Origin of the sequence: Pseudomonas sp. 09C 129 (assembly GCF_002843625.1) — a bacterium.
Lineage (GTDB): Bacteria > Pseudomonadota > Gammaproteobacteria > Pseudomonadales > Pseudomonadaceae > Aquipseudomonas > Aquipseudomonas chlororaphis.
Map to the genome: position 1 here is coordinate 2,275,244 of NZ_CP025261.1, position 25,080 is coordinate 2,300,323.

General features: G+C 62.3%; 22 protein-coding genes and 1 pseudogene. All 23 read left to right on the top strand.

All coding sequences use genetic code 11. The features are described 5' to 3' along the window. Positions 1-5 precede the first annotated feature (5 nt). The 23 genes and pseudogenes from CXQ81_RS10405 (at position 6) to fliG (ending at position 25,078) form a co-directional block, all read left to right on the top strand. On the top strand, positions 6-863 hold the full coding sequence (locus tag CXQ81_RS10405) for an NAD(P)-dependent oxidoreductase (RefSeq protein WP_178081097.1): 858 nt from the start codon (positions 6-8) through the stop codon (positions 861-863). After that, a complete protein-coding gene (locus CXQ81_RS10410; RefSeq protein WP_007922662.1) occupies positions 853-1,923 on the top strand; it encodes a class I SAM-dependent methyltransferase in 1,071 nt (356 codons plus the stop codon). The genes CXQ81_RS10405 and CXQ81_RS10410 overlap by 11 nt, the downstream gene beginning before the upstream one ends. Before the next feature lie 19 nt (positions 1,924-1,942). Then, the gene (locus CXQ81_RS10415) at positions 1,943-2,680 is read left to right on the top strand and encodes a cephalosporin hydroxylase family protein (protein WP_101337160.1); all 738 of its coding nucleotides are present in this window, start codon (positions 1,943-1,945) and stop codon (positions 2,678-2,680) included. A 50-nt stretch (positions 2,681-2,730) separates the two neighbouring features. Continuing rightward, entirely contained in the window at positions 2,731-5,679 is a 2,949-nt protein-coding gene (locus CXQ81_RS10420) for a TIGR00180 family glycosyltransferase (RefSeq protein WP_101337161.1), read from the top strand. A gap of 30 nt (positions 5,680-5,709) precedes the next feature. Further along, on the top strand, positions 5,710-6,711 hold the full coding sequence (gene pseB, locus CXQ81_RS10425) for a UDP-N-acetylglucosamine 4,6-dehydratase (inverting) (protein ID WP_009042721.1): 1,002 nt from the start codon (positions 5,710-5,712) through the stop codon (positions 6,709-6,711). Next, positions 6,708-7,880 carry a UDP-4-amino-4,6-dideoxy-N-acetyl-beta-L-altrosamine transaminase gene (gene pseC, locus CXQ81_RS10430; protein WP_101337162.1) on the top strand — a complete coding sequence of 391 codons (1,173 nt, stop codon included), beginning with the start codon at positions 6,708-6,710 and terminating at the stop codon, positions 7,878-7,880. The genes pseB and pseC overlap by 4 nt, the downstream gene beginning before the upstream one ends. Further along, positions 7,877-8,584: a pseudaminic acid cytidylyltransferase gene (gene pseF, locus CXQ81_RS10435; RefSeq protein WP_101337163.1), complete on the top strand. Its 708-nt coding sequence runs from the start codon at positions 7,877-7,879 to the stop codon at positions 8,582-8,584. The genes pseC and pseF overlap by 4 nt, the downstream gene beginning before the upstream one ends. Next, a pseudogene (pseG, locus tag CXQ81_RS10440) lies at positions 8,581-9,621 on the top strand (UDP-2,4-diacetamido-2,4,6-trideoxy-beta-L-altropyranose hydrolase); the annotation flags it as partial. The gene pseF and the pseudogene pseG, both read left to right, overlap by 4 nt. Positions 9,622-9,706: 85 nt before the next feature. Next, positions 9,707-10,759, top strand: a complete 1,053-nt coding sequence (gene pseI / locus CXQ81_RS10445) for a pseudaminic acid synthase (RefSeq protein ID WP_101337165.1) — start codon at positions 9,707-9,709, stop codon at positions 10,757-10,759. 223 nt (positions 10,760-10,982) lie between these two features. Next, the gene (locus CXQ81_RS10450) at positions 10,983-11,909 is read left to right on the top strand and encodes a ketoacyl-ACP synthase III (RefSeq protein WP_101337166.1); all 927 of its coding nucleotides are present in this window, start codon (positions 10,983-10,985) and stop codon (positions 11,907-11,909) included. Between the two features lie 81 nt (positions 11,910-11,990). After that, positions 11,991-13,283, top strand: coding sequence for a motility associated factor glycosyltransferase family protein (locus tag CXQ81_RS10455; protein ID WP_101337167.1), 1,293 nt, complete (start codon positions 11,991-11,993; stop codon positions 13,281-13,283). After that, positions 13,280-13,549: a hypothetical protein gene (locus CXQ81_RS10460; RefSeq protein ID WP_007922648.1), complete on the top strand. Its 270-nt coding sequence runs from the start codon at positions 13,280-13,282 to the stop codon at positions 13,547-13,549. Before CXQ81_RS10455 ends, CXQ81_RS10460 begins: the two co-directional genes overlap by 4 nt. Before the next feature lie 251 nt (positions 13,550-13,800). After that, positions 13,801-14,652: a flagellin domain-containing protein gene (locus CXQ81_RS10465; RefSeq protein ID WP_007922647.1), complete on the top strand. Its 852-nt coding sequence runs from the start codon at positions 13,801-13,803 to the stop codon at positions 14,650-14,652. A gap of 72 nt (positions 14,653-14,724) precedes the next feature. Further along, entirely contained in the window at positions 14,725-15,090 is a 366-nt protein-coding gene (locus CXQ81_RS10470; protein WP_007922645.1) for a flagellar protein FlaG, read from the top strand. Between the two features lie 82 nt (positions 15,091-15,172). Further along, complete coding sequence (gene fliD / locus CXQ81_RS10475; RefSeq protein ID WP_007922643.1) at positions 15,173-16,591, top strand: flagellar filament capping protein FliD; 1,419 nt, start codon at positions 15,173-15,175, stop codon at positions 16,589-16,591. A gap of 128 nt (positions 16,592-16,719) precedes the next feature. After that, complete coding sequence (gene fliS / locus CXQ81_RS10480; RefSeq protein WP_007922642.1) at positions 16,720-17,115, top strand: flagellar export chaperone FliS; 396 nt, start codon at positions 16,720-16,722, stop codon at positions 17,113-17,115. A 10-nt stretch (positions 17,116-17,125) separates the two neighbouring features. Next, positions 17,126-17,422: a flagellar protein FliT gene (gene fliT, locus CXQ81_RS10485; protein ID WP_075118555.1), complete on the top strand. Its 297-nt coding sequence runs from the start codon at positions 17,126-17,128 to the stop codon at positions 17,420-17,422. A gap of 173 nt (positions 17,423-17,595) precedes the next feature. Next, positions 17,596-19,071, top strand: coding sequence for a sigma-54 dependent transcriptional regulator (locus CXQ81_RS10490; RefSeq protein ID WP_007922638.1), 1,476 nt, complete (start codon positions 17,596-17,598; stop codon positions 19,069-19,071). 110 nt (positions 19,072-19,181) lie between these two features. Beyond that, entirely contained in the window at positions 19,182-20,393 is a 1,212-nt protein-coding gene (locus tag CXQ81_RS10495) for a PAS domain-containing sensor histidine kinase (protein WP_101337168.1), read from the top strand. 5 nt (positions 20,394-20,398) lie between these two features. Then, positions 20,399-21,808: a sigma-54-dependent response regulator transcription factor FleR gene (gene fleR / locus CXQ81_RS10500; protein WP_101337169.1), complete on the top strand. Its 1,410-nt coding sequence runs from the start codon at positions 20,399-20,401 to the stop codon at positions 21,806-21,808. Between the two features lie 128 nt (positions 21,809-21,936). Beyond that, positions 21,937-22,263, top strand: coding sequence for a flagellar hook-basal body complex protein FliE (gene fliE, locus CXQ81_RS10505; protein ID WP_101337170.1), 327 nt, complete (start codon positions 21,937-21,939; stop codon positions 22,261-22,263). Positions 22,264-22,278: 15 nt separating this feature from the next. Beyond that, complete coding sequence (gene fliF / locus CXQ81_RS10510) at positions 22,279-24,066, top strand: flagellar basal-body MS-ring/collar protein FliF (protein WP_007922632.1); 1,788 nt, start codon at positions 22,279-22,281, stop codon at positions 24,064-24,066. Further along, positions 24,059-25,078 (top strand): flagellar motor switch protein FliG, encoded by a 1,020-nt coding sequence (gene fliG, locus CXQ81_RS10515; RefSeq protein WP_007922630.1) that lies wholly within the window; start codon positions 24,059-24,061, stop codon positions 25,076-25,078. Before fliF ends, fliG begins: the two co-directional genes overlap by 8 nt. Positions 25,079-25,080: the final 2 nt, after the last annotated feature.

Genomic DNA, 25,080 nt, shown 5'->3' on the forward strand with positions numbered 1-25,080 from the left:
GTGGCCTGAAGGTACTGGTCACCGGGGCCAGCGGGTTTGTCGGCCGGCATCTGGTCGCCGCCTTGCTGGCCCGCGGCTGCCAGGTGCGGGCGCTGGCCCGTGACCCACAAAAGCTGGCCGCCATGCCCTGGGTTGGAGCGGTGGAGCGGGTGGCCGCGGACGTGCATGCCGCCGACACCGATATCGCCGCCCTGGTCGAGGGCGTCGATGCCCTGGCGCACCTGGCCTGGCCGGGGCTGCCGAATTACAAGGCGCTGTTCCACTTCGAGCACAACCTGATGGCCGACTACCGGTTTATCAAGGCCGCGGTCGAGGCGGGCGTGCCCCAGGTCATGATCACCGGCACCTGTTTCGAATACGGTATGCAGAGCGGTCCGCTCGACGAGCAGACGCCGGCGCAGCCGAGCAATCCCTATGGGTTGGCCAAGCACAGCCTGCGGCTGTTCCTGGAAAACCTGCAGCAGCAACTGCCTTTCACCCTGCAATGGGCGCGGCTGTTCTACCTGCATGGCGCCGGGCAGAACCCCAACAGCCTGCTGGCCGCCCTGGACCGGGCGATCGACGCCGGCGATGCGGTGTTCGACATGTCCGCCGGCGAACAGCTGCGCGATTACCTGGCCATCGAAGACGCCGCTGCCAGCCTGGCGGCGTTGCTGCAACGGCGGGATTTTTCCGGGGTGGTCAACTGTTCCAGCGGCCAGCCGATATCGGTTCGTGCGCTGGTCGAGCGACGGGTGCGCGAGCGCGGCTCGATGATCCGCCTGAACCTGGGGCATTACCCCTATCCCGCCCACGAACCCATGGCGTTCTGGGGGGCGAACGAGCGCCTGCAACAACTATTGGGAGCAGAACATGGGGCATGAGTTGTATCGGGTCATGGACCTGCCGGTGCTGCAGAATCGCACCTTCGCCGACGCGCAGAGCGCCAGGGCGTCGGCCTGTGCCGACATGGTGCTGGTGCAGGACGAGGAGAGCGGCCTGATCTTCAACCAGGCCTTCGACCCCGACAAGCTGAGCTACGACAGCGACTACCAGAACGAGCAGGCCCATTCGGCGCAGTTCCAGCGTCACCTGCTGGATGTCGAGGGCATCATCGCCCGGCATTTCAAGGGTCGCGAGCTGATCGAGGTCGGTTGCGGCAAGGGCTATTTCCTTGAGCTGCTGCGTGAGCGGGGCTATCGCATCACCGGCATCGACCCGGCCTACGAAGGCGATAACGCCGATGTGATCAAGGCGCCCTTTACCTCTGGCCTGGGCCTGTCGGCCGATGCCGTGGTGTTGCGCCATGTGCTGGAGCATATTGCCGACCCGCGGGCGTTCCTGGCACAGATGGCCGAGGCCAACCAGGGCGGGCAGATCTACATCGAAGTGCCGTGCTTCGACTGGATCGTCGAGCATCGCGCCTGGTTCGACGTGTTCTACGAGCACGTCAACTACTTCCGCCTGGACGACCTGCGCCGGATGTTCGGCACAGTGCACGAAGCCGGCCACCTGTTCGGCGGCCAGTACCTGTACGTGGTGGCCGACCTCGGCACCTTGCGCGAGCCCGGCGAGACGCCGGTCGAGCGCCTGAAGATGCCGCTGGATTTCACTGCCAGCCTCGAGCGGGCCAAGCAGATTATCCAGGCCCAACCCGAGGCGGGCTCGGCGATCTGGGGCGCGTCTTCCAAGGGTGTGATCTATTCGCTGTTCCTGCAGCGCGCGGGCGTTTCGGTGGACCAGGTGGTGGATATCAATCCGGCCAAGCAGGGCCGTTATCTGCCCCTGAGCGGCGCTCGCGTGTCGTCCCCCGAAGAGGCCATGGCGACCTTGTCCGAGGGCGCTCACCTGTTTGTGATGAATTCCAACTATCTCGACGAAATCAAGCGCATGACCGATGGGCGTTATGTCTATCACGCAGTCGACAGCGCTTCGTTCAAATGACGTTTATTGAGACCCGACCATGACCGACAACAGCATTATCCAAGCCTTCGAAGCCGAGTGTCAGGAGCAGATCCGCGCCCAGGGCGAAGACCAGAAACTCAAGGGCCTGGCGCGCGACTTCTTCAACGAGTCCGCCGGCCACAAGTACAGCTATCACTTCTCCTGGATGGGCCGCCCGATCATCCAGCTGCCCCAGGACATGATGGCCATGCAGGAGATCATCTGGCGGGTCAAGCCGGACCTGGTGATCGAATGCGGCATCGCCCACGGCGGCTCGATCATCTACTACGCCTCGCTGCTCGAACTGCAGGGCCACGGTGAAGTGCTGGGCATCGACCTGGATATCCGCGCGCATAACCGCGAAGCCATCGAAAGCCATCCGATGAGCAAGCGCATTTCGATGATCGAAGGCTCGAGCATCGATCCGGCGATTGCCGCCAAGGTGCGCGCCGCCGCCGAAGGCAAAAAAGTGATTCTGGTACTCGACTCCAACCACACCCACGAGCACGTGCTCGAGGAGTTGCGTTTGTATGCGCCGCTGGTGTCGGTGGACAGCTACTGCGTGGTGATGGACACCGTGGTCGAGGACATGCCGGCGGACTTCTTCCCGGACCGTCCATGGGGCCCGGGCGACAACCCGAAAACCGCGGTCTGGGCCTACCTGGAAGAGAACCGCGACTTCGAGATCGACTACCAGATGCAGAACAAGCTGCTGATCACCGTGGCGCCGGATGGCTATCTGCGTCGCGTTCGTTGAATTCAATGGTTTGCAGGTAACAGCACTTTGCCGGTTGTGGGGAAACACTGATGCAGGTTCAAGACAAGGCTCAAAACACTAGCGCACCGTTGAGCGAGCGTTTCACGCTGGTGGTGATGTCCCACAATCGCAAGGCGTTCTTGCGCCGCACCTTGCAGTACTACAGCACCTACCCCTGCAAGATCCTGGTGCTGGACTCTTCGCTGCACGCCGACGAAAGCCTGGCCGGGCAGTTCCCCCAGGTCGACTACCGGCATCTGCCGCAGTACACCTACAAGGGCCTGCAGGACAAGCTCACCTACGGTGTCGGGCAGGTGACCACGCCGTACATGGTATTTGCCGCCGACGACGACTTCCTGCTCCATGGCGCGTTGACCGAATCGGTGGAGTTTCTCGAAGCCAACCCCGACTACGGCCTGTGCCATGGCTACGGGATGATGTACCTGGCCCGCGCCGCCGAGGTGAACTACTACCGCCGCGATTGCCGGGTGATCGAGGACTACGCCTCGGCAGATGCCGGCGAGCGGGTCATGGCGTTCATGAGCCATTTCCTGCCGCCGTTCTACGCGGTGACCCGCACCGACCTGCTGCAACAGTGGTACAGCCTGCTGCCGCCGGGGACCAGTTTCGAATGGCAGGAGATCGGCCATACCTTCTTCCTGCTGGCCTCGGCCAAGGCGCGGATCCTGCCGATCCCGTTCGCCGTGCGGGAAGTCAACTACAACGCCTCGGAGCACAACACCGATGTGTTGACGGTGCTGACCTACGGCGACGCCAAGTCGGTGGCCCAGCGCGAGGCGTTCGCCGGGTTCCTGGCGTCGTTGCCTACCGGCTTGAGCGGCCTGGACCCACAGCGGGCCAAACAGATTGCCCTGGACAGCTTCACGGCCATGGCCGAGTGCCTGCTCACCGGGCGCTCGCTCAACGGCAAGATGATTTTCCGTTCGGCCTGGGTCGAGCCGGGGGCCGAGCCGGTGCGTTCGTTCGGCCCGGAGCAGTTCGTCGAGATGCCGTTCTACAACAAGCCGATGTTCGACTTGTTGACCGAGTTCGAATTTCTCATGCATGGGATGCCGGCCGGCCGCCTGCAACTGCAGGAGCTCGAAGGCGTACTGCTCAAGCAGCAGGAACTGATGCAGGTACAACCCAACGACACCGACCGCACCTTGCGCAGCCGCCTGTGGGAGGCGCTGTCGTGCAACCTGTTCAACCTTGAGGTGGTCCAGCGTCTGGCGGCCTCGCTGCTGGCTTGCGAGGGGCAGGACCTTCAGGAGCAGAACGATGCCCGCAAATTGCAGGCCTGGGCCGATCGCCTGGCGTCGCTGCCTTTCCAGGACAGCCCGGCGCTGTTGGAAAACATGCCTTCGGGGCGCCTGCTGAAATGGCTGGAGGCGCGCAACCCCGAGGCGCAGCAGCTCAAGGCGATCAACGAGCACCTGGCCCGGCACAACGGTGGCCCGAGCTTCGGCATCCTGCTGCTCGACCTCGACGCGGACATGGTCAAGCTGCAGGCGACCTTCGACAGCCTGGTCAACGGCCATTGCCGGTCCTTCCAGGTGGTGGTCTTCACCACGGGCGACCTGCCGGCGACCACCACCGCCCAGGACACCGTGCATTTCGTCAAGGTCAGCACCAGCAACTATGTGGAGCGCATCAACCAGATCGTGACGCAATCCTCCCGCGACTGGTTGCTCCTGGCCCGTGCCGGCGAGCGTTTCACCGCCAGCGGCCTGCTGCGCGCCAGCCTGGAACTGCTCGGCGCGCAAGGTTGCCGCGCGGTGGCCATGGACGAAATCCACTACGGTGCCGATGGCGCGCTGAAGGATGTGTTCCGCCCGGGCGTCAACCTCGACCTGCTGCAAAGCGTGCCGGACCTGATGGCCGGCCACTGGCTGATTCGCCGTGATGTACTGGTGGCCGCCGGTGGTTATTCGACGGCCTTTCCACAGGCCATGGAATACGACCTGCTGCTGCGCCTGATCGAAGACGGCGGGCTGGCCGGCCTGGCCCATTTGGCCGAGCCGCTGTTGCTCGGCCAGGCCGCGACGGTGGAGGAGAACACCCAACAAAGCCAGGCGTTGACCCGCCATCTGGGCAACCGTGGCTACCGGGCCCAGGTCAGCGCGGCGCAGCCTGGGGTCTACCAGATCAACTACGGCCATGCCGAGCGTCCGCTGGCCTCGATCATCCTGCGCAGCGAGGACAATCTGGAGCAGCTGCAGCGTTGCCTGGTCAGCGTGCTGCAACGCACGCGCTACCAACGCTACGAAGTGGTCATCGCCGACAACCATAGCCAGTCCGAAGAGCTGGCCAACTGGCTCGCCAGCCTGGAGCAGAAGGGTGATCGTATCCGCGTGCTGCGCAGCCCGCGGCGCCTGAACGCCTCGGCGCTGTACAACGCGGCGAGCCAGGAGGCCCGGGGCGAGTACCTGGTGCTGCTGGCGGCCAACGGCGAAGTGGTCAATGCCGACTGGATGGAGAGCCTGCTCAATCAGGCGCAGCGGCCGGAAGTGGGGATTGTCGGTGCGCGCTTGGTCGACGCCAAGGGCGCGACCACCTCGGCTGGCCTGGTTCTCGGGTTGAACGGGCATCTGGGGGCGGCGTTCGCCGGTGAGCCGAAAGGCGCCAGCGGCTACCTGAATGGTTTGCTCGCCGAGCAGAACTATTCGGCGGTCTCCGGCGCCTGCCTGATGATTCGCAAGGAGGCCTACAACGCTGTCGGTGGCCTGGACGAAGAACACTTCGCCGAGGCATTCGCTGATGTCGACCTGTGCCTGAAAGTGGCCGATGCCGGCCTGTTGACGGTCTGGACCCCGCAGGTGCAGATCCTCCATCCGGGCATCCTGGCGGACGATACCCAGGTCGCGGCGGCGCTGCGTGACAAATGGCAGGCGCGCTTCGAACACGATGTGGCCTGCAACCAGAACCTGAGCCGGACCGGCAAGGGCTTCACTCCTGGCGCTCCTGCCAGTGTCGACTGGGCGCAGCTGCTCGCATAAGCCTGGCTGACAGGAAAAAGGACTCAAGACATGTTCAACGGCAAATCGATTTTCATCTCTGGCGGCACCGGCTCGTTCGGGCGCAATTTCATCCGGCGCCTGCTGGAGCAATACCAGCCCAAGCGGGTGGTGGTGTTCTCCCGCGATGAACTGAAACAGTACGAAATGCAGCAGACCTTCAATGCGCCCTGCATGCGTTATTTCCTCGGCGACGTGCGTGACGCCGAGCGTCTGCGCCAGGCCATGCGCGGGATCGACTATGTGGTGCACGCTGCGGCCCTGAAGCAGGTGCCGGCGGCGGAATACAACCCCACCGAGTGCATCCGCACCAACGTCAACGGCGCGGAAAACATCATTGCCGCGGCCATCGACAACGGCGTGAAGAAAGTCATCGCCCTGTCCACCGACAAAGCGGCGAGCCCGGTCAACCTGTACGGCGCGACCAAGCTGCTGTCGGACAAGTTGTTCGTCGCGGCGAACAATATCGCCGGCGACCAGCCGACCCGTTTTGCCGTGGTGCGCTACGGCAACGTAGCTGGCTCCCGGGGCTCGGTGGTGCCGTTTTTCAGCCAGCTGATCGCCGAAGGCGCCCGCGAGTTGCCGATCACCGACGCGCGCATGACCCGTTTCTGGATCACCCTGGATCACGGGGTGCAGTTCGTGCTCGACAGCTTCTCGCGCATGCATGGCGGTGAAGTCTTCGTGCCGAAGATCCCGTCGATCCGGATCGTCGACCTGGCGCGTGGCATGGCGCAAAACCTGCCGCACAAGCAGGTGGGCATTCGTCCGGGGGAAAAACTCCACGAGCTGATGGTGCCGCTGGATGACGCGCGCATGACCCTGGAGTTCACCGATCACTACACCATCCAGCCGTCGATCCGCTTTACCAACGTCAACGTCGACTTTGCCGTGGACGGCCTGGGCGAACAGGGGCGGCCGGTGGGCGAGGCGTTCGAATACCGCTCCGACACCAATCCGCATTTCCTCTCGGTGGGCCAGATCGCCGAGCTGCATGCCAGGTTGCCGGCATGATTCCCTACGGGCGCCAGAGTCTCGACCAGGCGGACATCGATGCGGTGGTCGCGGTGCTGCGGTCCGACTGGCTGACCCAGGGGCCGACCATCGAACGCTTCGAGCAGGCCATGGCCGCTCGCTGCGAGGCCGGCCATGGCGTGGCGGTGTGCAATGCCACGGCGGCCTTGCACATCGCCTGCCTGGCCGCCGGTCTGGGGCCGGGAGACCGGCTGTGGACCACGCCCAATACTTTCCTGGCCTCGGCCAACTGCGGACGTTATTGCGGCGCCGAGGTGGACTTCGTCGATATCGACCCGCACACCTGGAACATGGATGCCCGGGCGTTGGCGCATAAGCTTGAGGCCGCCGAGCGCACGGGCAGACTGCCCAAGGTGGTGGTGGCGGTGGCGTTTTCCGGGCAAAGCTGCGACATGCGTGCCATGGCGCAGCTGGCGCAGCGTTATGGCTTCGTGCTGATCGAGGATGCCTCCCACGCGGTGGGCGCGTCCTATGCCGGGCGGCCGGTGGGCTGTGGCGAATTCGCGGCGATGACGGTGTTCAGCTTTCATCCGGTGAAAATCATCACCAGCGCCGAGGGCGGCATGGTCCTGACCAACAGCCCGCAGTTGGCGGACCGCTTGCGCCGCTTGCGCAGCCACGGCATGACCCGCGACCCGGCGCAGATGACCGAGCCCAGCCACGGCCCCTGGTACTACCAGCAGACCGAGCTGGGTTTCAATTACCGCATCACCGATCTGCAGGCAGCCCTGGGCTTGTCCCAACTGGACAAGCTCGACGCTTTCATTGCCCGGCGCCGGCAGCTGGCGGCCCGTTATGACCGCCTGCTGGCCGATCTGCCGCTGACCCTGCCACAGGCTCAGGAGCAGGCGCAGTCGGCCTGGCATCTGTACGTGGTGCGCTTGCAGCCCGAGCGCATCCGCCGCACCCATCGCGAGGTGTTCGAGGCATTGCGCGAGGCCGGGGTCGGGGTCAATCTGCATTACATCCCGGTGCATCTGCAGCCGTATTACCGCGACCTGGGATTTGCCGCGGGGGATTTCCCCGAGGCCGAGCGCTACTACGGCGAAGCCATCAGCCTGCCGCTGTTTCCGGCGCTGGACGATGAGCAGCAGACGTATGTGGTCGAGCAATTGCGCCAGCTTATCCAGGAGCCCGCCCAGCCTTGAGTGCCATCGCCATCATTCCCGCCCGTGGCGGCAGCAAACGCATAGCGCGCAAGAACCTCAAGCCGTTCGACGGCGTGCCGATGATTGCCCGCTCGATTGCCACGGCGCTGCGCTGCGGGTTGTTCGATCAGGTGCTGGTCAGTACCGATGACCCGGAGATCGCCGAGCTGGCCAGGGCCAGCGGCGCCACGGTGCCATTCATGCGTCCGGCCGAGCTGGCGGACGATTTCACCGGCACCGGGCCGGTGATCGTGCATGCCTTGAATGCGTTGCGCGAGCGTGGCGAGACCTTCGATTACGCCTGCTGCATTTACGCCACCGCGCCCTTGTTGCAACTGCGCTACCTGCGCCAGGGCTTGGCGGCGCTGGAGGCTCAGCCTGAAAAGTCCTTCGCCTTTTCCGTGTGCAGCTTTGCGTTTCCGGTGCAGCGCGCCCTGACCCTGGACGAGCAGGGCGCGTTGACTGCGCTTTATCCGGAGTTTCGCAACACACGCTCCCAGGACCTGCCGCCGGCCTATCAGGACGCCGGGCAGTTCTATTGGGGGCGCAGCGAGGCCTGGTTGCGCGGCGACCTGGTGTTTTCCCCGCTCAGCCTGCCGGTGATCCTGCCGCGCCATCTGGTGCAGGACATCGACACCGAGGAAGACTGGCTGCGCGCGGAGTATCTGTACGCGGCGCTGAAAGCCGGTGGAGAGCTGGAGTGAGAGTGCTGATCCGGGCCGACGCCTCGCCGACCATTGGCAGCGGCCATATCGCCCGCTGCCTGACCCTGGCCAGGGCTTTGCGCGAGCTGGGCGCCACAGTGGCTTTCGCTTGCCGAAGCTTGCCCGGGCAGCAATTGGATCACCTGGCCGGACTGGGTTTCCAGACGTTCGCCCTGCCGGCGAGCTATCCGGGGGAATGCGCGCAAGACATCGAGGCGCCGCTGCTCTGGCAGTCGGATATCGCCGCCTTGCGGGCAGCGTTGCAGGATCAGCCGCGATTCGATTGGGTGCTGGTCGATCACTACGGCCTCGACCGGCAGTGGCAGCAGGCGGCGCGGCAATGGGCACCACGGATTGCCGCCATCGATGACCTGGCCAACCGGCGGCACGGGGTCGATCTGTTGCTCGACCAGAACTTCAGCGGCACGCCCCAGGCCTATGCCGGCCTGATCGACGCCGAGTGCCGGGCGTTGCTGGGGCCGCACTTCGCCTTGCTGCGCGAGGAGTTCCGTTGTCCGCCGATTGCCATTCGCGAGCGAGCGAGTCGGGTGCTGGTGAATTTCGGCGGCTTCGATGCGGCCAGCCAGACCCACAAGACGATGCTGGCCTTGAGTGCGTTCGACGACCTGCAGGTGGACTTTGTCGCCGGGGCCGGCAACCCGGCCTGGGCGCAGATGCAGGAACTGGCGGCCGGTCGCGGGCATTGGCGTTTGCACGCCTATGTCAGCGATTTTTCCCGCTTGATGGCCGAAGCGGACCTGTTTATCGGCGCCGGTGGCGGCACCAGTTGGGAGCGCGCCGCCCTGGGCCTGCCGACCCTGTGCATCAGCGTGGCCGGCAATCAAGAGGCCAATGCCCGGCTGCTGGCCGAGGCGGGCGCGCATGTCTACCTGGGGCCCAGCGAGCAGGTGAGTGTCGAGCTGATCCGCCAGGCGGTCGCGGCGCTCGTTGGCGATTACCCGTTGCGCCAGAGCCTGGCGCAGCGCTCCCGGCAACTGGTGGACGGGCAGGGTGCATCGCGGGTGGCGACAGCCCTGTTCGAGATGACCGGCAACCCATTGCGCCGCGTCGGTGATGCACCGGCCACTGGCGAATTTACGCGTGAATCGAAGGAAAACCCCAATGACTAGTTTCAACATCGGCTCGCGCTCGATCGGCGCCGGCTCGCCGCCGTTCATCATTGCCGAGATGAGCGGCAACCATAACCAGTCGCTGGACGTTGCCCTGCAGATCGTCGAGGCCGCGGCCAAGGCCGGCGCCCATGCCTTGAAGTTGCAGACCTATACCGCCGACACCATGACCCTGGACCTGGACCACGGCGAATTCTTCATCAAGGATCCGGCCAGTCTCTGGGCCGGCTCTTCGCTGTATGCCCTGTATGAAAAAGCCCACACACCCTGGCAGTGGCACGCACCGATCTTCGCCCGCGCCAGGGAACTGGGGATGCTGGCGTTCTCCACGCCGTTCGATGAGAGCGCGGTGGACTTCCTCGAAAGCCTCGAGGTGCCGGCCTACAAGATCGCCAGTTTCGAAAACACCGACCTGCCGCTGATTCGTCGGGTGGCGGCCACCGGCAAGCCGCTGATCATTTCCACCGGCATGGCCAGCATCGCCGAGCTGGACGAAAGCGTGCGCGCCGCCCGGGAGGCCGGCTGCAAGGATTTGGTGCTGCTCAAGTGCACCAGCACCTACCCGGCTTCGCCGGAAAACAGCAACATCCTGACCATTCCCCATCTGCGCCAGATGTTCGGCTGCGAGGTCGGTTTGTCCGACCACTCCATGGGAGTCGGGGTTTCAGTGGCCGCCGTGGCGCTGGGCGCTACTGTGGTGGAGAAACACTTCACCCTTGACCGCGCCGCCGGCGGGGTGGATGCGAGTTTTTCCCTGGAACCGGCGGAGCTGCACAGCCTGGTGGTGGAAACCGAACGTGCCTGGCAGGCCCTGGGCCAGGTGCGTTACGGCGCGACCGAGGCCGAGCGGCAGTCGGTGTTGTACCGCCGTTCCCTCTATGTCACCCGCGATATGGCGGCGGGGGAGGTGTTCAGTAGCGATAACGTCCGGGCCATCCGTCCGGGCCTGGGGCTGGCCCCCAAGCACATCGACGCGGTCCTCGGGCGTTGCGCGCGCCAGGCCCTCAAGCGTGGTACCGCACTGGATTGGGCATTTGTCGAATAGCCGTTTGTAGGGCTGATTCGGCAAAATAGCGTGACCTGCGAGTCATAACGCGCATCTTCACTGTATTGTATTGACCGGGGAGATGGCGCCTGGCCGGTAAACGGCGCAGTGATAGCCTTTTATTCTTCCCGCTGTCGCCTGTCAGGGGCGCCAGGATGTCTGTTTGTCGGCAGCCCCGGTCCGGTGGTCGGGGTATTCAGCTGTTTATTATTGGGAAGCCGTAATGATTGGCATAAAGAGCATTGCGAGCTACGTGCCTGTAGCCGGCGTAGACAATTACGCACAAGGTGCAAAATTCGAAAAGGATGAAGAGTTCATCCTGGGCAAGATCGGTTCGGCCTTCCTGCCGCGCAAAGACGCCACGCAGGAAACCTCGGACCTGTGTGTCGAAGCAGTCAATGCGCTGTTCGCCAACAACCCGCAACTGTCGCGCGAGTCGATCGACGCGCTGATCGTCGTCACCCAGAACGGCGACGAAGAAGGCCTGCCGCACACCGCCGCCATCGTCCAGGACAAGCTGGGCCTGCCGACCCACGTCGCGGCCTTCGATATTTCCCTGGGCTGCTCCGGTTATGTCTATGGCATCTACGCGCTCAAGGGCTTCATGGAAGCCGCGGGCCTGAAGAACGGCCTGCTGGTCACCGCCGACCCTTACTCGAAGATCGTCGATCCGCAAGACCGCAACACCACCATGCTGTTCGGCGATGCGGCGACTGCTACCTGGATGTGCGAAGACGCTCCCTGGCAGCTGGGCAAGGCCAAATTCGGCACCGACGGTTCCGGCGCTCCGCACCTGAAAGTCACCGATGGCGTGTTTTTCATGAATGGCCGCCAAGTGTTCAATTTTGCCCTGCTGAAAGTCCCGGCGCATTTGAATGAGCTGCTGGATGAGTCCGGCCTGAAGGCGGAGCAGATCGATGCGTTCTGTATCCACCAGGGCAGTGCGGCGATCGTCGATGCCGTGGCGCGCCGTTTCGAAGGCGAGCCGGAGAAGTTCATCAAGGACATGGTCGAGACCGGTAATACTGTATCGTCGAGCATTCCGCTGCTGCTGGAAAAGCACGTGCTCGAGTCGAAGTGGCAACGTGTGGCCCTGAGTGGCTTCGGTGTAGGGCTGTCCTGGGGCTCGGCAATTATCTATCGCCCATGAGTTGATCCCGCGGCATCCAAAAATAGCGCCCAGGGTGTACCCTGAGCGCTATTTTTTTTGCATGAAGATAGGCGAGACAGCATGAGCGAAAGCTTCGAGGGCAATGCCCAGGCAATACAGGCTCGCTGGCCGCGACTGCTCGAGCGGTTGCTGGCGGAGGACAGTGCTGCGTTGCAGGCGGATCTGGTCGAAGGGCTGGGTTCGACCTTGAGTATTTCCGGCATTCAGCTCACCAGTCGCCACGATCGCACCGCGGAAGCTCGGATCCAGGCGGCGAGCCTGCCGGCCGACAGTCCGGTGATCCATCTGTACGGCACCGGCTTGGGTGACTTGCAGCAGATACTGCTGGAAAACCCGGCGCTGCAACGCTTGCAGGTGCACATCTTGAACGGCGCGGTGTTTGCGCTGGTGCTGCAATTGCTCGATCAGCAGGCCTGGTTGAACGATCCTCGAGTCGAACTGGGTTATGCCGGCGATCTGGCGGAAATCCAGCTGCCGTTCTTCGCCTTGCCCTCCGAGCTGGTGCTGGCGGATGACTACAACGCCAAGATCCGCGATCGCCTGGTCAGTGAGGTGCACCTGGCCTTCAATAACCGCGACTTCGTGGTCGATTCCCCGGAGGTCGCCCAACGCCTGCAAGCGAGTGCCGAGCTGGTGGCCAGCGACAATGACGTGGCGCAGCTGTTCGGTAGCCAGCCGGGGCGCGAGATCTTTGTGATTGCCACCGGGCCGAGCCTGGAGCGGCATTTCGAACGCTTGCGCGAGATTCGCGCCCAGGCCCGGCGGCCCCTGTTTATCTGTGTCGATACCGCCTACCGACCATTGCTCAAACAGGGGATCGAGCCGGATATCGTGGTCAGCATCGATCACCGGATTTCCAGCCTGCACCTGCCGCCAGAAAAATCGGCAGCCATCACCCTGGTCTATCTGCCGATGGTCGACCCGCAGATTCTGGCGCTCTGGCAGGGACCGCGTTACGTAGGGTATTCCGCCAGCCCGATTTACACGCGGATACGCGAGCAATTGCCCAAGGCGCAGCTGTATGTCGGTGGCAGCGTGATTCATCCCGCGGTGGACCTGGCGGTAAAAATGGGCGCCGAGCAGGTCACCTTGTTCGGTGCCGACTTTGCCTTCCCGATGAACAAGACGCATGCCGGCTGGCTCGACGGCGAGTTGGGGCCGCAGCTGGGCGCGGCCCGGCACTGGGTGCTGGACGGGCATGGCCAGCGGGTCAGGACCCAACTCAATTTCCGCAGTTACCTGTGCGAGCTGGAGCGGTTTATCGCCGGTCATCCACGGGTGCGCTTCTATAACAGCAGTCGGGACGGGGCGATGATTGCCGGGACGACCTATCATCCGGAGTTCAGTCAATGAGCGCGATCGAGGGGCTGATCGCCCGCTTGCAGCAATGCGCCGAGGGCTTCCGCCTGGGGCACGATGTCGAGACGGCCGTGACCATGGTCCAGTTGATGGGGGCGATCCAGCCGCTGATCGATACCGCGCCGCCAGCGCAGCGCCAGGACTGGGAGACTTTGCTTGGCCTGATGTTCGAATGTCAGCAAGGGCAAAACTGGCTGGCCCTGGCCGACTACCTGCAATATGAATGCGTTGAAGTGCTGCGCTCCCTCTCTGCTGGCTGAGGCATTCCCTGCCTGCCCGGGTGATCTCCGCGCCCGGACCTTCTCCGGCATTTTCCTGGCGCCATTTTTCCACGTATTTAAAAATGCCGAGCCCTTGATTTACGGGGGGTGGCACGCTGATGGCAAATTTTTTTGAAAATCCCCTAAAGCAACTTGCATTGCCGACGATAACTATTACGAAGGTTCTCTAGGCCATACCCGGCGGTTGCCAGGGCCGGAAGCCGCAGTACCCAACCAACGAGGAATTCGTCATGGCTTTAACAGTAAACACTAACGTCACATCGTTGAACGTTCAGAAGAACCTGAACCGCGCTTCCGACGCTCTGTCGACTTCGATGACTCGCCTGTCTTCCGGCCTGAAAATCAACAGTGCAAAAGACGACGCCGCCGGCCTGCAAATCGCTACCCGTATGACTTCGCAGATCCGCGGTCAGACCATGGCGATCAAAAACGCCAACGACGGTATCTCCATCGCTCAGACCGCTGAAGGCGCGATGCAGGAATCCACCAACATCCTGCAACGTATGCGCGAACTGGCTATTCAATCGCGAAACGACTCCAACGGTACCGCTGACCGTGTTGCACTGAACAAAGAATTCGCTTCGATGTCGGACGAGCTGACTCGTATCGCCAAGTCGACCAACCTGAACGGCAAGAACCTGATCGACGGCAGTGCTGGCACCATGACCTTCCAGGTCGGTTCCAACACCGGTGCTACCAACCAGATCACCATCACTCTGGCCAGCGGCTTCGACGCTGCAACTCTGAGCGTAGGTTCTGCAACCATCGCCATCACCGGTAACAGCAGCGCCACCGCCGAAGCCAGCACCAAGGCTTCGATCGACGCAATCGAAAAGGCCCTGGCAACCATCAACTCCAGCCGTGCTGACCTCGGTGCTGCACAAAACCGTCTGACCAGCACCATTTCCAACCTGCAGAACATCAACGAAAACGCCAGTGCTGCACTGGGTCGCGTACAAGATACCGACTTCGCTGCTGAAACTGCGCAGATGACCAAGCAGCAGACTCTGCAACAAGCTTCCACCGCAGTTCTGGCCCAGGCCAACCAACTGCCGTCCGCTGTACTGAAACTGCTTCAGTAATAGCTGGCTAAGCTTTGGCGGGGGAGTGCGCTGGTCGCGCTCTCTCGCTTTTTACTTTAAGAGGTGATGGACATGGATATGAGCATGAAGCTGAACTTGTCTTATCCAACAGCCAAGCCGGCAACGCCTGTTGCTGACAAGCCTGTGGAGAAGCCTCAAGCGGACGTTGTGGCGCTGTCGACTGTCAAGGAAGAGAGTAAGAGTGCGCAAACCGAGCAGGACAAACTGAAAATGGCCATTCAGGAAATTGAAAAGTTTGTGCAATCGGTCAAACGTAATCTGGAATTCTCTATCGACGAGCCTTCTGGCAAGGTCGTCGTCAAGGTCATTGCCAGCGACTCCGGTGAGGTGATTCGTCAGATCCCCAACGAAGAAGTCCTGAAGTTGGCCAATAGTTTGAATGATGCGAGCAGCTTGTTGTTCAGCGCTAAAGTCTGACAGCTGGCATGAAATTTGTTGCTATGTTCTTTTGGGCGTTGTAATGGTCAAAAGACCGGCGACACACTGAAGGGAGATCTCCATGGCAAGTCCAATTCTACCGGGTACCGGTCTAGGCTCCGGCCTCGATACTGGTGCTATCGTCAAAGCCTTGGTAAACGCTGACAAAGCGCCCAAGCAAGGTCAGATCGACCGGGGAACTGCGAACAACACCGCAAGCATCTCCGGCATCGGCACCTTGAAGTCTTTGTTGTCGACCTTTCGGACCACCATTACCGAACTCAGCAGCAAGACCAATCCGCAATTTCCCGGCTATGCCGCCACCACTTCCGACAACAAGTATGTAACGGCGGTCGCTGGCAACACCGCGGTCAACGGCAACTATGTCGTCTCGGTCGGCAATCTTGCGACCGCCTCGAAAGTCACCAGTGCTGCCTTCGCTGGTGGCGCTACCAGTGCTATTCCGACTGGTACCCTGAAAATCAGTCAAAATGGCACTAACTACAATCTCGATATAAAAGCTGGCGCTACCTTGCAGTCGGTACGTGACTCGATCAACGCCGACGCATCGCTCAAGAGCGCGGGTATCAGCGCGAACATCGTGACCGATTCCTTTGGATCGCGTTTGGTGGTGGGTTCGACCACTACCGGTGCGGGGTCCGATATTTCTCTGAGTGGCATTGCCGGTCTGGAAATCGACGGTAGCAACGTCGTGGGCGCTTCCGGTTCGCCGATGACCGCCACTTCCGCCGGTTCCATTGGTGCCCTGGCCAGGGATGCCAATTTCACTGTTGACGGCATGGCCTTGACCAGCAAGAGCAACGCCGTGGACAAGGCGGTTTCCGGGATGACCTTCAATCTGGTCGCGCCAGGCACCTCGACCATCACCGTCGCGGCCAATACCGATGGTTTGAAGGCTTCGATCCAGAAGTTCGTCGACGCCTACAACGCGGTGGCCAACAGTGTGACCGCGCTGACCAAGCCGTCCCTGGATGACAATGGCAAGCTGACTATCCCGGCGCAGCTGACCGGCGACTCGTTGCCGCGTTCGATCCTGGCGGCCATTCGTGCGCCGCTGTCTGAGGTCGGGTCTGGTGACAAGCTGACCGTTCTGTCGCAATTGGGGGTTACCACCAACCCGAAGACCGGTGCCCTGGATTTCGATTCCACCAAGTTCACCGCGGCGATGAACGACAAAAAGCTGGGTGGCGAGGTGCAGACCCTGTTCACCGGTGAAAACGGCCTGCTAAGCCGCATGGACGACGCCATCAAGCCTTTTGCCCAGACTGGCGGTGTTCTCGATCAGCGCACCACTGAGCTGAACAAGGCCAAGGCCAAGCTGACCCTGGATCAGGAGGCCCTGGATCGTCGTATCGAAACTCTGACGACGGTACTGACCAAGAAGTACAACGACATGGACACCCTGGTGGGCAAGTTGAAAGCCACCGCGAGCAACATCACCTCGATGTTCGAGGCATTGACTGCGCAACAGAAAGGCTGATTGATACCAGGCGCCAAAAGCCCGGCAACGTTTGTAGCGTTCCGGGCTTTTGGCTTTTGATCTAAAGTTTTTTGACGCCCGGTCGATACGCTGGTTATACGAACCCTTGAGTTTTGATGAGGTAGAACATGAATCCGATGTTAGCCCTTCGGCAATACCAGAAGATTGGTGCCCAGGCGCAGACTTCCGAAGCCAGCCCCCATCGTCTGGTGCAGATGCTGATGGAAGGCGGCCTGGATCGTATCGCCCAGGCCAAGGGGGCGATGGAGCGCAAGGATATTCCCGGCAAGGGTGTGTTCATCAGCAAGGCCATCGGCATTATCGGCGGCTTGCGTGAAGGGCTCGATCTGGAAAACTCACTCGACACCCTGGGCGATCTGGATGGCTTGTACACCTACATGATGACGCGCCTCACCGAGGCGAACATCAAGACCGATCCAAAGATTCTCGACGAGGTCGCCGATCTGCTGCGCACCGTCAAGGAAGGCTGGGATGCCATCGCTGCGCCGGGTCCGCAGTTCTAAGGAGATCACCATGAGTCTTGTATTGCAGCGCATCGAAGAAACCCGTGAAGCACTGGTCGCCGCCCTGGCCGAGCGTAATTGGGAAGCGATCGGTCAGTTGGATCTGGCCTGCCGTTCCTGCATGGAAGACATCTTGAGTGAATCTCCGGAAGATGAAGCCGCGTTGCGCGAGAATTTGCAGGAACTGTTGGGGGTTTATCGGCAGCTTCTTGAAGTGACGACAGGGGAGCGTCAGGCGATAGTCGACGAGATGTCGCAGATCCATCAAGCACAGAACGCGGCAAAGGTTTACCATCTGTTCGGTTAATTAACCCCTAAGTTAATCCGAATCCAGTGCGCCATAAATTTGACTGTGCACGCTTTTTTGACTTAACTAGTGGCTGTTTTCAGATTTCAGACGTCTATCAGGCTCAAAATGCCTACAAGCGTCTAGCTTGCCCTGATTCCGGGCATTGAGTTGACTAGGGAAGTTGCTATTGCATGTGGCGTGAAACCAAAATTCTGCTGATTGATGACGATAGCGTCCGCCGCCGCGACCTGGCGGTGATTTTAAATTTTCTTGGCGAAGAAAATTTACCCTGCGGTAGCCATGACTGGCAGCAGGCTGTCGGCTCATTGTCATCCAGTCGTGAAGTAATCTGTGTCCTCATCGGGACTGTAAATGCTCCTGGTGCACTTTTGGGCCTGTTAAAGACACTCTCAACCTGGGATGAGTTCCTTCCAGTTTTGTTAATGGGCGATAATTCTTCCATTGACTTGCCGGAAGACCAGCGTCGTCGAGTGCTTTCCACCCTGGAAATGCCACCCAGCTACAGCAAGTTGCTCGATTCCCTGCATCGCGCCCAGGTCTATCGTGAGATGTACGACCAGGCCCGTGAGCGCGGTCGCCATCGCGAACCCAACCTCTTTCGCAGTCTGGTCGGCACCAGCCGGGCGATCCAGCATGTCCGGCAGATGATGCAGCAAGTGGCCGATACCGACGCCAGCGTGCTGATCCTCGGCGAGTCCGGGACTGGCAAGGAAGTGGTGGCGCGTAACCTGCACTATCACTCCAAGCGTCGCGAAGCGCCGTTCGTGCCCGTCAACTGTGGTGCGATTCCGGCCGAGTTGCTGGAGAGCGAACTGTTCGGCCATGAGAAGGGCGCCTTCACCGGGGCCATCACCAGCCGTGCCGGGCGTTTCGAGCTGGCCAACGGCGGCACCCTGTTCCTCGACGAAATCGGCGATATGCCGCTGCCGATGCAGGTCAAGCTGTTGCGCGTGCTGCAGGAGCGTACCTTCGAGCGCGTGGGCAGCAACAAGACCCAGAGCGTCGATGTGCGGATTATCGCCGCGACTCACAAGAACCTCGAGAGCATGATCGAGGTCGGCAGTTTCCGCGAAGACCTGTACTACCGCCTGAACGTGTTCCCGATCGAGATGGCGCCGCTGCGTGAGCGGGTGGAAGACATTCCGCTGCTGATGAACGAGCTGATCTCGCGTATGGAGCACGAGAAGCGCGGTTCGATCCGCTTCAACTCCGCGGCGATCATGTCGCTCTGCCGCCATGGCTGGCCGGGCAACGTCCGCGAGTTGGCCAACCTGGTGGAGCGCATGGCGATCATGCATCCCTACGGCGTGATCGGCGTGGTCGAATTGCCGAAGAAATTCCGCTATGTCGACGACGAAGACGAGCAGTTGGTGGACAGCCTGCGCAGTGATCTGGAAGAGCGGGTGGCGATCAATGGCCATACGCCGGACTTCGCCGCCACCGCCATGCTGCCGCCGGAAGGCCTGGACCTGAAGGACTACCTCGGTGGTCTGGAGCAGGGCCTGATCCAGCAGGCGCTCGACGACGCCAATGGCATTGTCGCGCGGGCTGCGGAGCGCCTGCGTATCCGCCGCACCACGCTGGTGGAAAAAATGCGCAAGTACGGCATGAGCCGTCGCGAGGGTGATGAACAGGCGGATGATTGACGCCTGTTTTTTAACCTGTTGAAAACCGGGCGGTTTTTTTCCGGCACGGGTATTGCTAAGTCTCTCTCAACGTTCCGTTTAACTGACGGTCAGCCACGCGAGAGAGCACGATGCCCCAAGCCGCCCAGATGTCTCCTGTTCCTGAAAGCCAGGGGCAAACGTCGTCCGTAGAGCAGGCAAGCCGGCTTGGCCTTGAGCAGGCGTTCGCCTTGTTCAACCAGATGTCGAGCCAGCTTACCGACTCCTACAGCATGCTTGAGGCTCGGGTGACCGAGCTCAAGGGCGAACTGGCCGTGGTCAGCGCCCAGCGCATGCAGGAGCTGGCGGAAAAAGAGCGTCTGGCCAACCGCCTGCAAAACCTCCTCGATCTGTTGCCTGGCGGCGTCATTGTCATCGACGCCCAGGGCATTGTCCGCGAAGCCAATCCTGCCGCTTGCGACCTGCTGGGCCTGCCTCTCGAGGGCGAGCTCTGGCGGCATGTCATCGCTCGTTGTTTCGCGCCACGGGAAGACGACGGCCATGAGATCTCGTTGAAGGATGGGCGGCGGCTGTCGATCGCCACCCGTTCGCTGGATGCCGAGCCGGGCCAATTGGTGCTGCTCAACGACCTGACTGAAACCCGTCACCTGCAAGATCAACTGGCCCGCCATGAGCGCCTGTCGTCCCTGGGACGCATGGTGGCGTCCCTGGCGCATCAGATCCGTACGCCATTGTCCGCCGCACTGCTGTATGCCAGTCACCTGACCGAGCAGGCACTGCCTGTCGCCACCCAGCAGCGCTTTGCTGGGCGGCTGAAGGAGCGGTTGCATGAGCTGGAGCATCAGGTCCGCGACATGCTGGTGTTTGCCCGGGGCGAGTTGCCGCTGACCGATCGCGTGACGCCCAAGGCGTTGTTGCAGTCGTTGCAGGCGGCGGCCCTGACCCATGTGCAGGACGTGCCCGTGCGCTGGCAGTGCGACAGCCATGCGGGCGAGTTGCTGTGCAGTCGCGACACGCTGGTGGGGGCGGTGCTCAACCTGATCGAGAACGCGATCCAGGCCAGTGCCGGCCAGGTGCGCCTGAAGGTCCATCTTTATACCCGTGGCAACAGCTTGCGGTTGTGCGTCAGCGATAGCGGCAGCGGTATCGACGCTGCGGTACTGGCGCGTTTGGGTGAACCGTTTTTCACCACCAAGACCACGGGAACCGGACTGGGGCTGACAGTCGTCAAGGCGGTGGCACGTGCCCATCAGGGAGAATTGCTGCTGCGCTCGCGTCCTGGGCGCGGTACATGTGCGCTGGTGGTTCTGCCACTGTTCTGCGGCGCTCAAGGAGTGGAGTGAAGGTAATGGCAATCAAGGTTCTACTGGTTGAAGACGATCGCGCCCTGCGCGAAGCCTTGGCGGATACGCTGCTGTTGGCCGGTCATGACTACAAGGCGGTCGGCAGTGCGGAGGAAGCGCTGGAGGCGGTGTCTGGCGAGTCGTTCAGCCTGGTGGTCAGCGACGTCAACATGCCGGGCATGGACGGTCATCAGTTGCTGGGCGTGCTGCGTGCGCGCCAGCCGCAATTGCCGGTATTGCTGATGACCGCCCATGGCGCGGTCGAGCGTGCGGTCGAGGCCATGCGTCAAGGCGCCGCCGACTACCTGGTCAAGCCCTTCGAGCCCAAGGCCCTGCTGGATCTGGTGGCGCGACATGCCCTGGGTTGCCTTGGGGCTGCCGAGGGCGAAGGGCCGGTGGCATTCGAGCCGGCCAGCGCTCAACTGCTCGAACTGGCGGCGCGGGTCGCTCGCAGCGATTCCACCGTATTGATCTCGGGCGAGTCCGGTACCGGTAAAGAGGTGCTGGCGCGTTACATCCACCAGCAGTCCCATCGCTCCAGCCAGCCCTTTATCGCTATCAACTGCGCGGCGATTCCGGACAACATGCTCGAAGCCACGCTGTTCGGTCACGAGAAGGGCGCCTTTACCGGCGCCATCGCCGCCCAGCCCGGCAAGTTCGAACAGGCCGATGGCGGTACCCTGCTGCTGGACGAGATTTCCGAAATGCCCCTGGCCCTGCAGGCCAAGCTGCTGCGGGTGCTGCAGGAGCGCGAAGTCGAGAGGGTAGGGGCGCGCAAGCCCATCGCCCTGGATATCCGGGTGGTGGCGACCACCAACCGCGACCTGGCCGGCGAAGTGGCGGCGGGGCGGTTCCGGGAAGACCTTTACTATCGGCTGTCGGTATTCCCGCTGGCCTGGCGCCCGCTGCGCGAGCGTACCGCCGATATCCTGCCGCTGGCCGAGCGCCTGCTGGCCAAGCACGTCAATAAAATGAAACACGCCGCCGCGCGGCTGTCGGCCGAAGCGCAGGCGTGCCTGCTCGGTTATCCATGGCCGGGCAACGTGCGCGAACTGGACAACGCCATTCAGCGCGCACTGATCCTGCAGCAGGGTGGCCTGATCCAGCCGGAAGATTTCTGCCTGGGCGGACCGCTGGCCTGTGCGCCGCTGCCTGCCATGGCGCCCGCCGCGGTGGCGACGGTGCGCAGTGCGCCGGTGGAGGCCGAGCTGCCGCCAGCCGAGTCGGCGGGGGCCTTGGGCGACGATCTGCGGCGTCGGGAGTTCCAGATGATCATCGACACCTTGCGCACCGAGCGCGGCCGACGCAAGGAGGCGGCCGAGCGCCTGGGTATCAGCCCGCGAACCTTGCGCTACAAGTTGGCGCAAATGCGCGATGCCGGAATGGATGTCGAGGCGTATCTGTTTGCAACATGAGTCGTTTAAGGCTGAAGCCATGCAGGCTTTTGTTCGGTGTCGCCGCGGAGCTGGCACCCTTGTTGCTAACACCTCACTAACCGCTGCGTGAGTGTCAAAAAAATGCGGGTCGTCGGAGAGAGTAGACCATGAGCCAAGGTATTGAATTTAATCGGTTGATGTTGGACATGCGGGCCATGCAAATGGACGCCATGGCCCAGCCAAAATCGGCCGCGGTGTCGCAGGTGAGCGGCAGCAGTTTTTCCGACATGCTTGGGCAGGCGGTGAACAAGGTCAACGACACTCAGCAGGCGTCCAGCCAGCTGGCCAGTGCCTTCGAGATCGGCAAGAGCGGTGTCGACCTGACCGACGTGATGATTTCCTCGCAGAAGGCCAGTGTGTCCTTCCAGGCGTTGACCCAGGTGCGCAACAAGCTGGTTCAGGCGTACCAAGACATCATGCAGATGCCGGTTTAAGGACGAGATTGAGTCATGGCAGAAGCAGTCGCCGATAACGTACCGGCCAAGGCCACTCCGACAGAAGGCAAGCCGCCGCTGTTCGGGTTGTCCTTTCTGGAAAACCTCTCCGAGATGACCATGTTGCGTCAGGTTGGCCTCATGGTCGGTCTGGCTGCCAGCGTGGCGATTGGTTTTGCCGTGGTGTTGTGGTCCCAGCAACCCGATTACCGTCCGTTGTACGGCAGCCTTGCCGGCATGGACGCCAAGCAGGTCATGGACACCCTGGCCTCCGCCGATATTCCCTACACCGTCGAGCCCAACTCCGGTGCCTTGCTGGTCAAGGCCGACGACCTGTCGCGCGCGCGCCTCAAGCTGGCCGCTGCCGGCGTGGCTCCGGGCGACGGCAATATCGGTTTCGAGATTCTCGATAAAGAGCAGGGCCTGGGCACCAGCCAGTTCATGGAGGCGACCCGCTACCGTCGCGGCCTGGAAGGCGAGCTGGCGCGGACCATTTCCAGCCTGAACAACGTCAAGGGCGCACGCGTGCACCTGGCGATTCCGAAAAGCTCGGTGTTCGTGCGCGACGAGCGCAAGCCCAGCGCTTCGGTACTGGTCGAGCTGTATTCCGGCCGTTCGCTGGAACCGGGCCAGGTGGTGGCCATCGTCAATCTGGTGGCGACCAGCGTTCCCGAGTTGAGCAAGTCGCAGATCACCGTGGTCGACCAGAAGGGCAACCTGCTCTCCGACCAGGCGGAAAACTCCGAACTGACCATGGCCGGCAAGCAATTCGACTACAGCCGCCGCATGGAAAGCATGCTGACCCAGCGTGTGCACAACATCCTGCAGCCGATCCTCGGCAACGACCGCTATAAGGCTGAAGTGTCCGCCGATGTGGACTTCAGTGCTGTCGAGTCGACCTCCGAACAGTTCAACCCGGACCAGCCGGCCTTGCGCAGCGAGCAGTCGGTCAACGAACAACGCTCCAGCAGCCTGGGCCCGCAAGGCGTTCCTGGCGCCCTGAGCAACCAGCCGCCGTCGCCGGCCAGCGCACCGCAGACCACCGGTGGCGCCACCGCTGCCGCCGGCATGGTGCAGCCAGGCCAGCCGCTGCTGGATGCCAACGGCCAGCAGATCATGGACCCGGCCACCGGCCAGCCGATGCTGGCGCCGTACCCGAACGACAAGCGTCAACAATCCACCAAGAACTTCGAACTGGATCGCTCCATCAGCCACACCAAGCAACAGCAGGGGCGTCTGAACCGGCTGTCGGTGGCGGTGGTGGTGGACGATCAGGTCAAGGTCAATCCGGCCAACGGCGAAACCAGCCGTGCGCCGTGGAGCGCCGACGAATTGGCGCGCTTTACCCGCCTGGTGCAGGACGCCGTGGGCTTCGACGCCAGCCGTGGCGACAGCGTCAGCGTGATCAACGTGCCGTTCTCGGCCGATCGCGGCGAGGTGATCGCCGACATTCCGTTCTACTCGCAGCCCTGGTTCTGGGACATCGTGAAGCAGGTCCTGGGTGTGCTGTTTATCCTGGTCCTGGTGTTCGGCGTGTTGCGTCCGGTGCTCAACAACATCACCGGTGGCGGCAAGGGCAAGCAACTGGCGGGTCTGGGCAGCGATGTCGAACTCGGCGGCATGGGCGGCCTGGATGGCGAGCTGGCCAACGATCGCGTCAGCCTCGGTGGCCCGCAAAGCATCCTGCTGCCTAGCCCGAGCGAAGGCTATGACGCACAGTTGAACGCAATCAAGAGTCTGGTGGCAGAAGACCCGGGTCGAGTGGCCCAGGTCGTGAAAGAGTGGATTAACGCAGATGAGTGATAACCGAGCCGCTACCGCCAAACTGACCCGGGTCGACAAGGCCGCGATCCTGCTGCTGTCCCTGGGTTCCACCGACGCCGCGCAGGTGCTGCGCCACATGGGCCCCAAAGAGGTCCAGCGAGTGGGCGTGGCCATGGCGCAGATGGGCAACGTGCATCGCGAGCAGGTCGAGCAGGTGATGAGCGAGTTCGTCGACATCGTCGGCGACCAGACCAGCCTAGGCGTGGGCTCCGACGACTATGTGCGCAAGATGCTCACCCAGGCCCTGGGCGAGGACAAGGCCAACGGCCTGATCGACCGCATCCTGCTGGGTGGCAACACCAGCGGCCTGGACAGCCTGAAGTGGATGGAACCGCGCGCCGTGGCGGACGTGATCCGTTACGAGCACCCGCAGATCCAGGCGATCGTGGTGGCGTACCTCGATCCGGACCAGGCGGGCGAAGTGCTTGGCAACTTCGACCACAAGGCGCGCCTGGACATCATCCTGCGGGTTTCCTCGCTCAATACCGTGCAGCCGGCCGCCCTGAAAGAACTCAACCAGATTCTCGAGAAGCAGTTCGCCGGCAACTCCAACGCCTCGCGTACCACCCTGGGTGGTATCAAGCGCGCTGCCGACATCATGAACTTCCTCGACAGCTCGATCGAAGGCCAGTTGATGGACTCGATCCGCGAAGTCGACGAAGACCTGTCCGGCCAGATCGAAGACCTCATGTTCGTGTTCAACAACCTCGCCGATGTCGACGACCGCGGCATCCAGGCATTGCTGCGCGAAGTGTCTTCCGACGTGCTGGTCCTGGCCCTCAAGGGGTCGGACGAAGGCGTCAAGGAAAAGATCTTCAAGAACATGTCCAAGCGGGCTGCCGAACTGCTGCGCGACGACCTCGAGGCCAAGGGCCCGGTGCGCGTCAGCGATGTGGAAACCGCGCAGAAGGAAATCCTCACCATTGCCCGCCGTATGGCCGAAGCCGGAGAAATCGTTCTCGGCGGGAAGGGCGGCGAAGAAATGATCTAAGG

Coding starts and splice junctions, on each gene's coding strand:
- fliD (WP_007922643.1), top strand. CDS start 15,173: ATGGCAAGTCCAATTCTACCGGGTACCGGTCTAGGCTCCGGCCTCGAT.
- pseC (WP_101337162.1), top strand. CDS start 6,708: ATGATTCCCTACGGGCGCCAGAGTCTCGACCAGGCGGACATCGATGCG.
- CXQ81_RS10460 (WP_007922648.1), top strand. CDS start 13,280: ATGAGCGCGATCGAGGGGCTGATCGCCCGCTTGCAGCAATGCGCCGAG.
- CXQ81_RS10450 (WP_101337166.1), top strand. CDS start 10,983: ATGATTGGCATAAAGAGCATTGCGAGCTACGTGCCTGTAGCCGGCGTA.
- CXQ81_RS10415 (WP_101337160.1), top strand. CDS start 1,943: ATGACCGACAACAGCATTATCCAAGCCTTCGAAGCCGAGTGTCAGGAG.
- CXQ81_RS10455 (WP_101337167.1), top strand. CDS start 11,991: ATGAGCGAAAGCTTCGAGGGCAATGCCCAGGCAATACAGGCTCGCTGG.
- fliS (WP_007922642.1), top strand. CDS start 16,720: ATGAATCCGATGTTAGCCCTTCGGCAATACCAGAAGATTGGTGCCCAG.
- pseI (WP_101337165.1), top strand. CDS start 9,707: ATGACTAGTTTCAACATCGGCTCGCGCTCGATCGGCGCCGGCTCGCCG.
- fliF (WP_007922632.1), top strand. CDS start 22,279: ATGGCAGAAGCAGTCGCCGATAACGTACCGGCCAAGGCCACTCCGACA.
- fliE (WP_101337170.1), top strand. CDS start 21,937: ATGAGCCAAGGTATTGAATTTAATCGGTTGATGTTGGACATGCGGGCC.
- CXQ81_RS10410 (WP_007922662.1), top strand. CDS start 853: ATGGGGCATGAGTTGTATCGGGTCATGGACCTGCCGGTGCTGCAGAAT.
- CXQ81_RS10495 (WP_101337168.1), top strand. CDS start 19,182: ATGCCCCAAGCCGCCCAGATGTCTCCTGTTCCTGAAAGCCAGGGGCAA.
- fliG (WP_007922630.1), top strand. CDS start 24,059: ATGAGTGATAACCGAGCCGCTACCGCCAAACTGACCCGGGTCGACAAG.
- CXQ81_RS10490 (WP_007922638.1), top strand. CDS start 17,596: ATGTGGCGTGAAACCAAAATTCTGCTGATTGATGACGATAGCGTCCGC.
- CXQ81_RS10465 (WP_007922647.1), top strand. CDS start 13,801: ATGGCTTTAACAGTAAACACTAACGTCACATCGTTGAACGTTCAGAAG.
- pseB (WP_009042721.1), top strand. CDS start 5,710: ATGTTCAACGGCAAATCGATTTTCATCTCTGGCGGCACCGGCTCGTTC.
- fleR (WP_101337169.1), top strand. CDS start 20,399: ATGGCAATCAAGGTTCTACTGGTTGAAGACGATCGCGCCCTGCGCGAA.
- CXQ81_RS10420 (WP_101337161.1), top strand. CDS start 2,731: ATGCAGGTTCAAGACAAGGCTCAAAACACTAGCGCACCGTTGAGCGAG.
- CXQ81_RS10470 (WP_007922645.1), top strand. CDS start 14,725: ATGGATATGAGCATGAAGCTGAACTTGTCTTATCCAACAGCCAAGCCG.
- fliT (WP_075118555.1), top strand. CDS start 17,126: ATGAGTCTTGTATTGCAGCGCATCGAAGAAACCCGTGAAGCACTGGTC.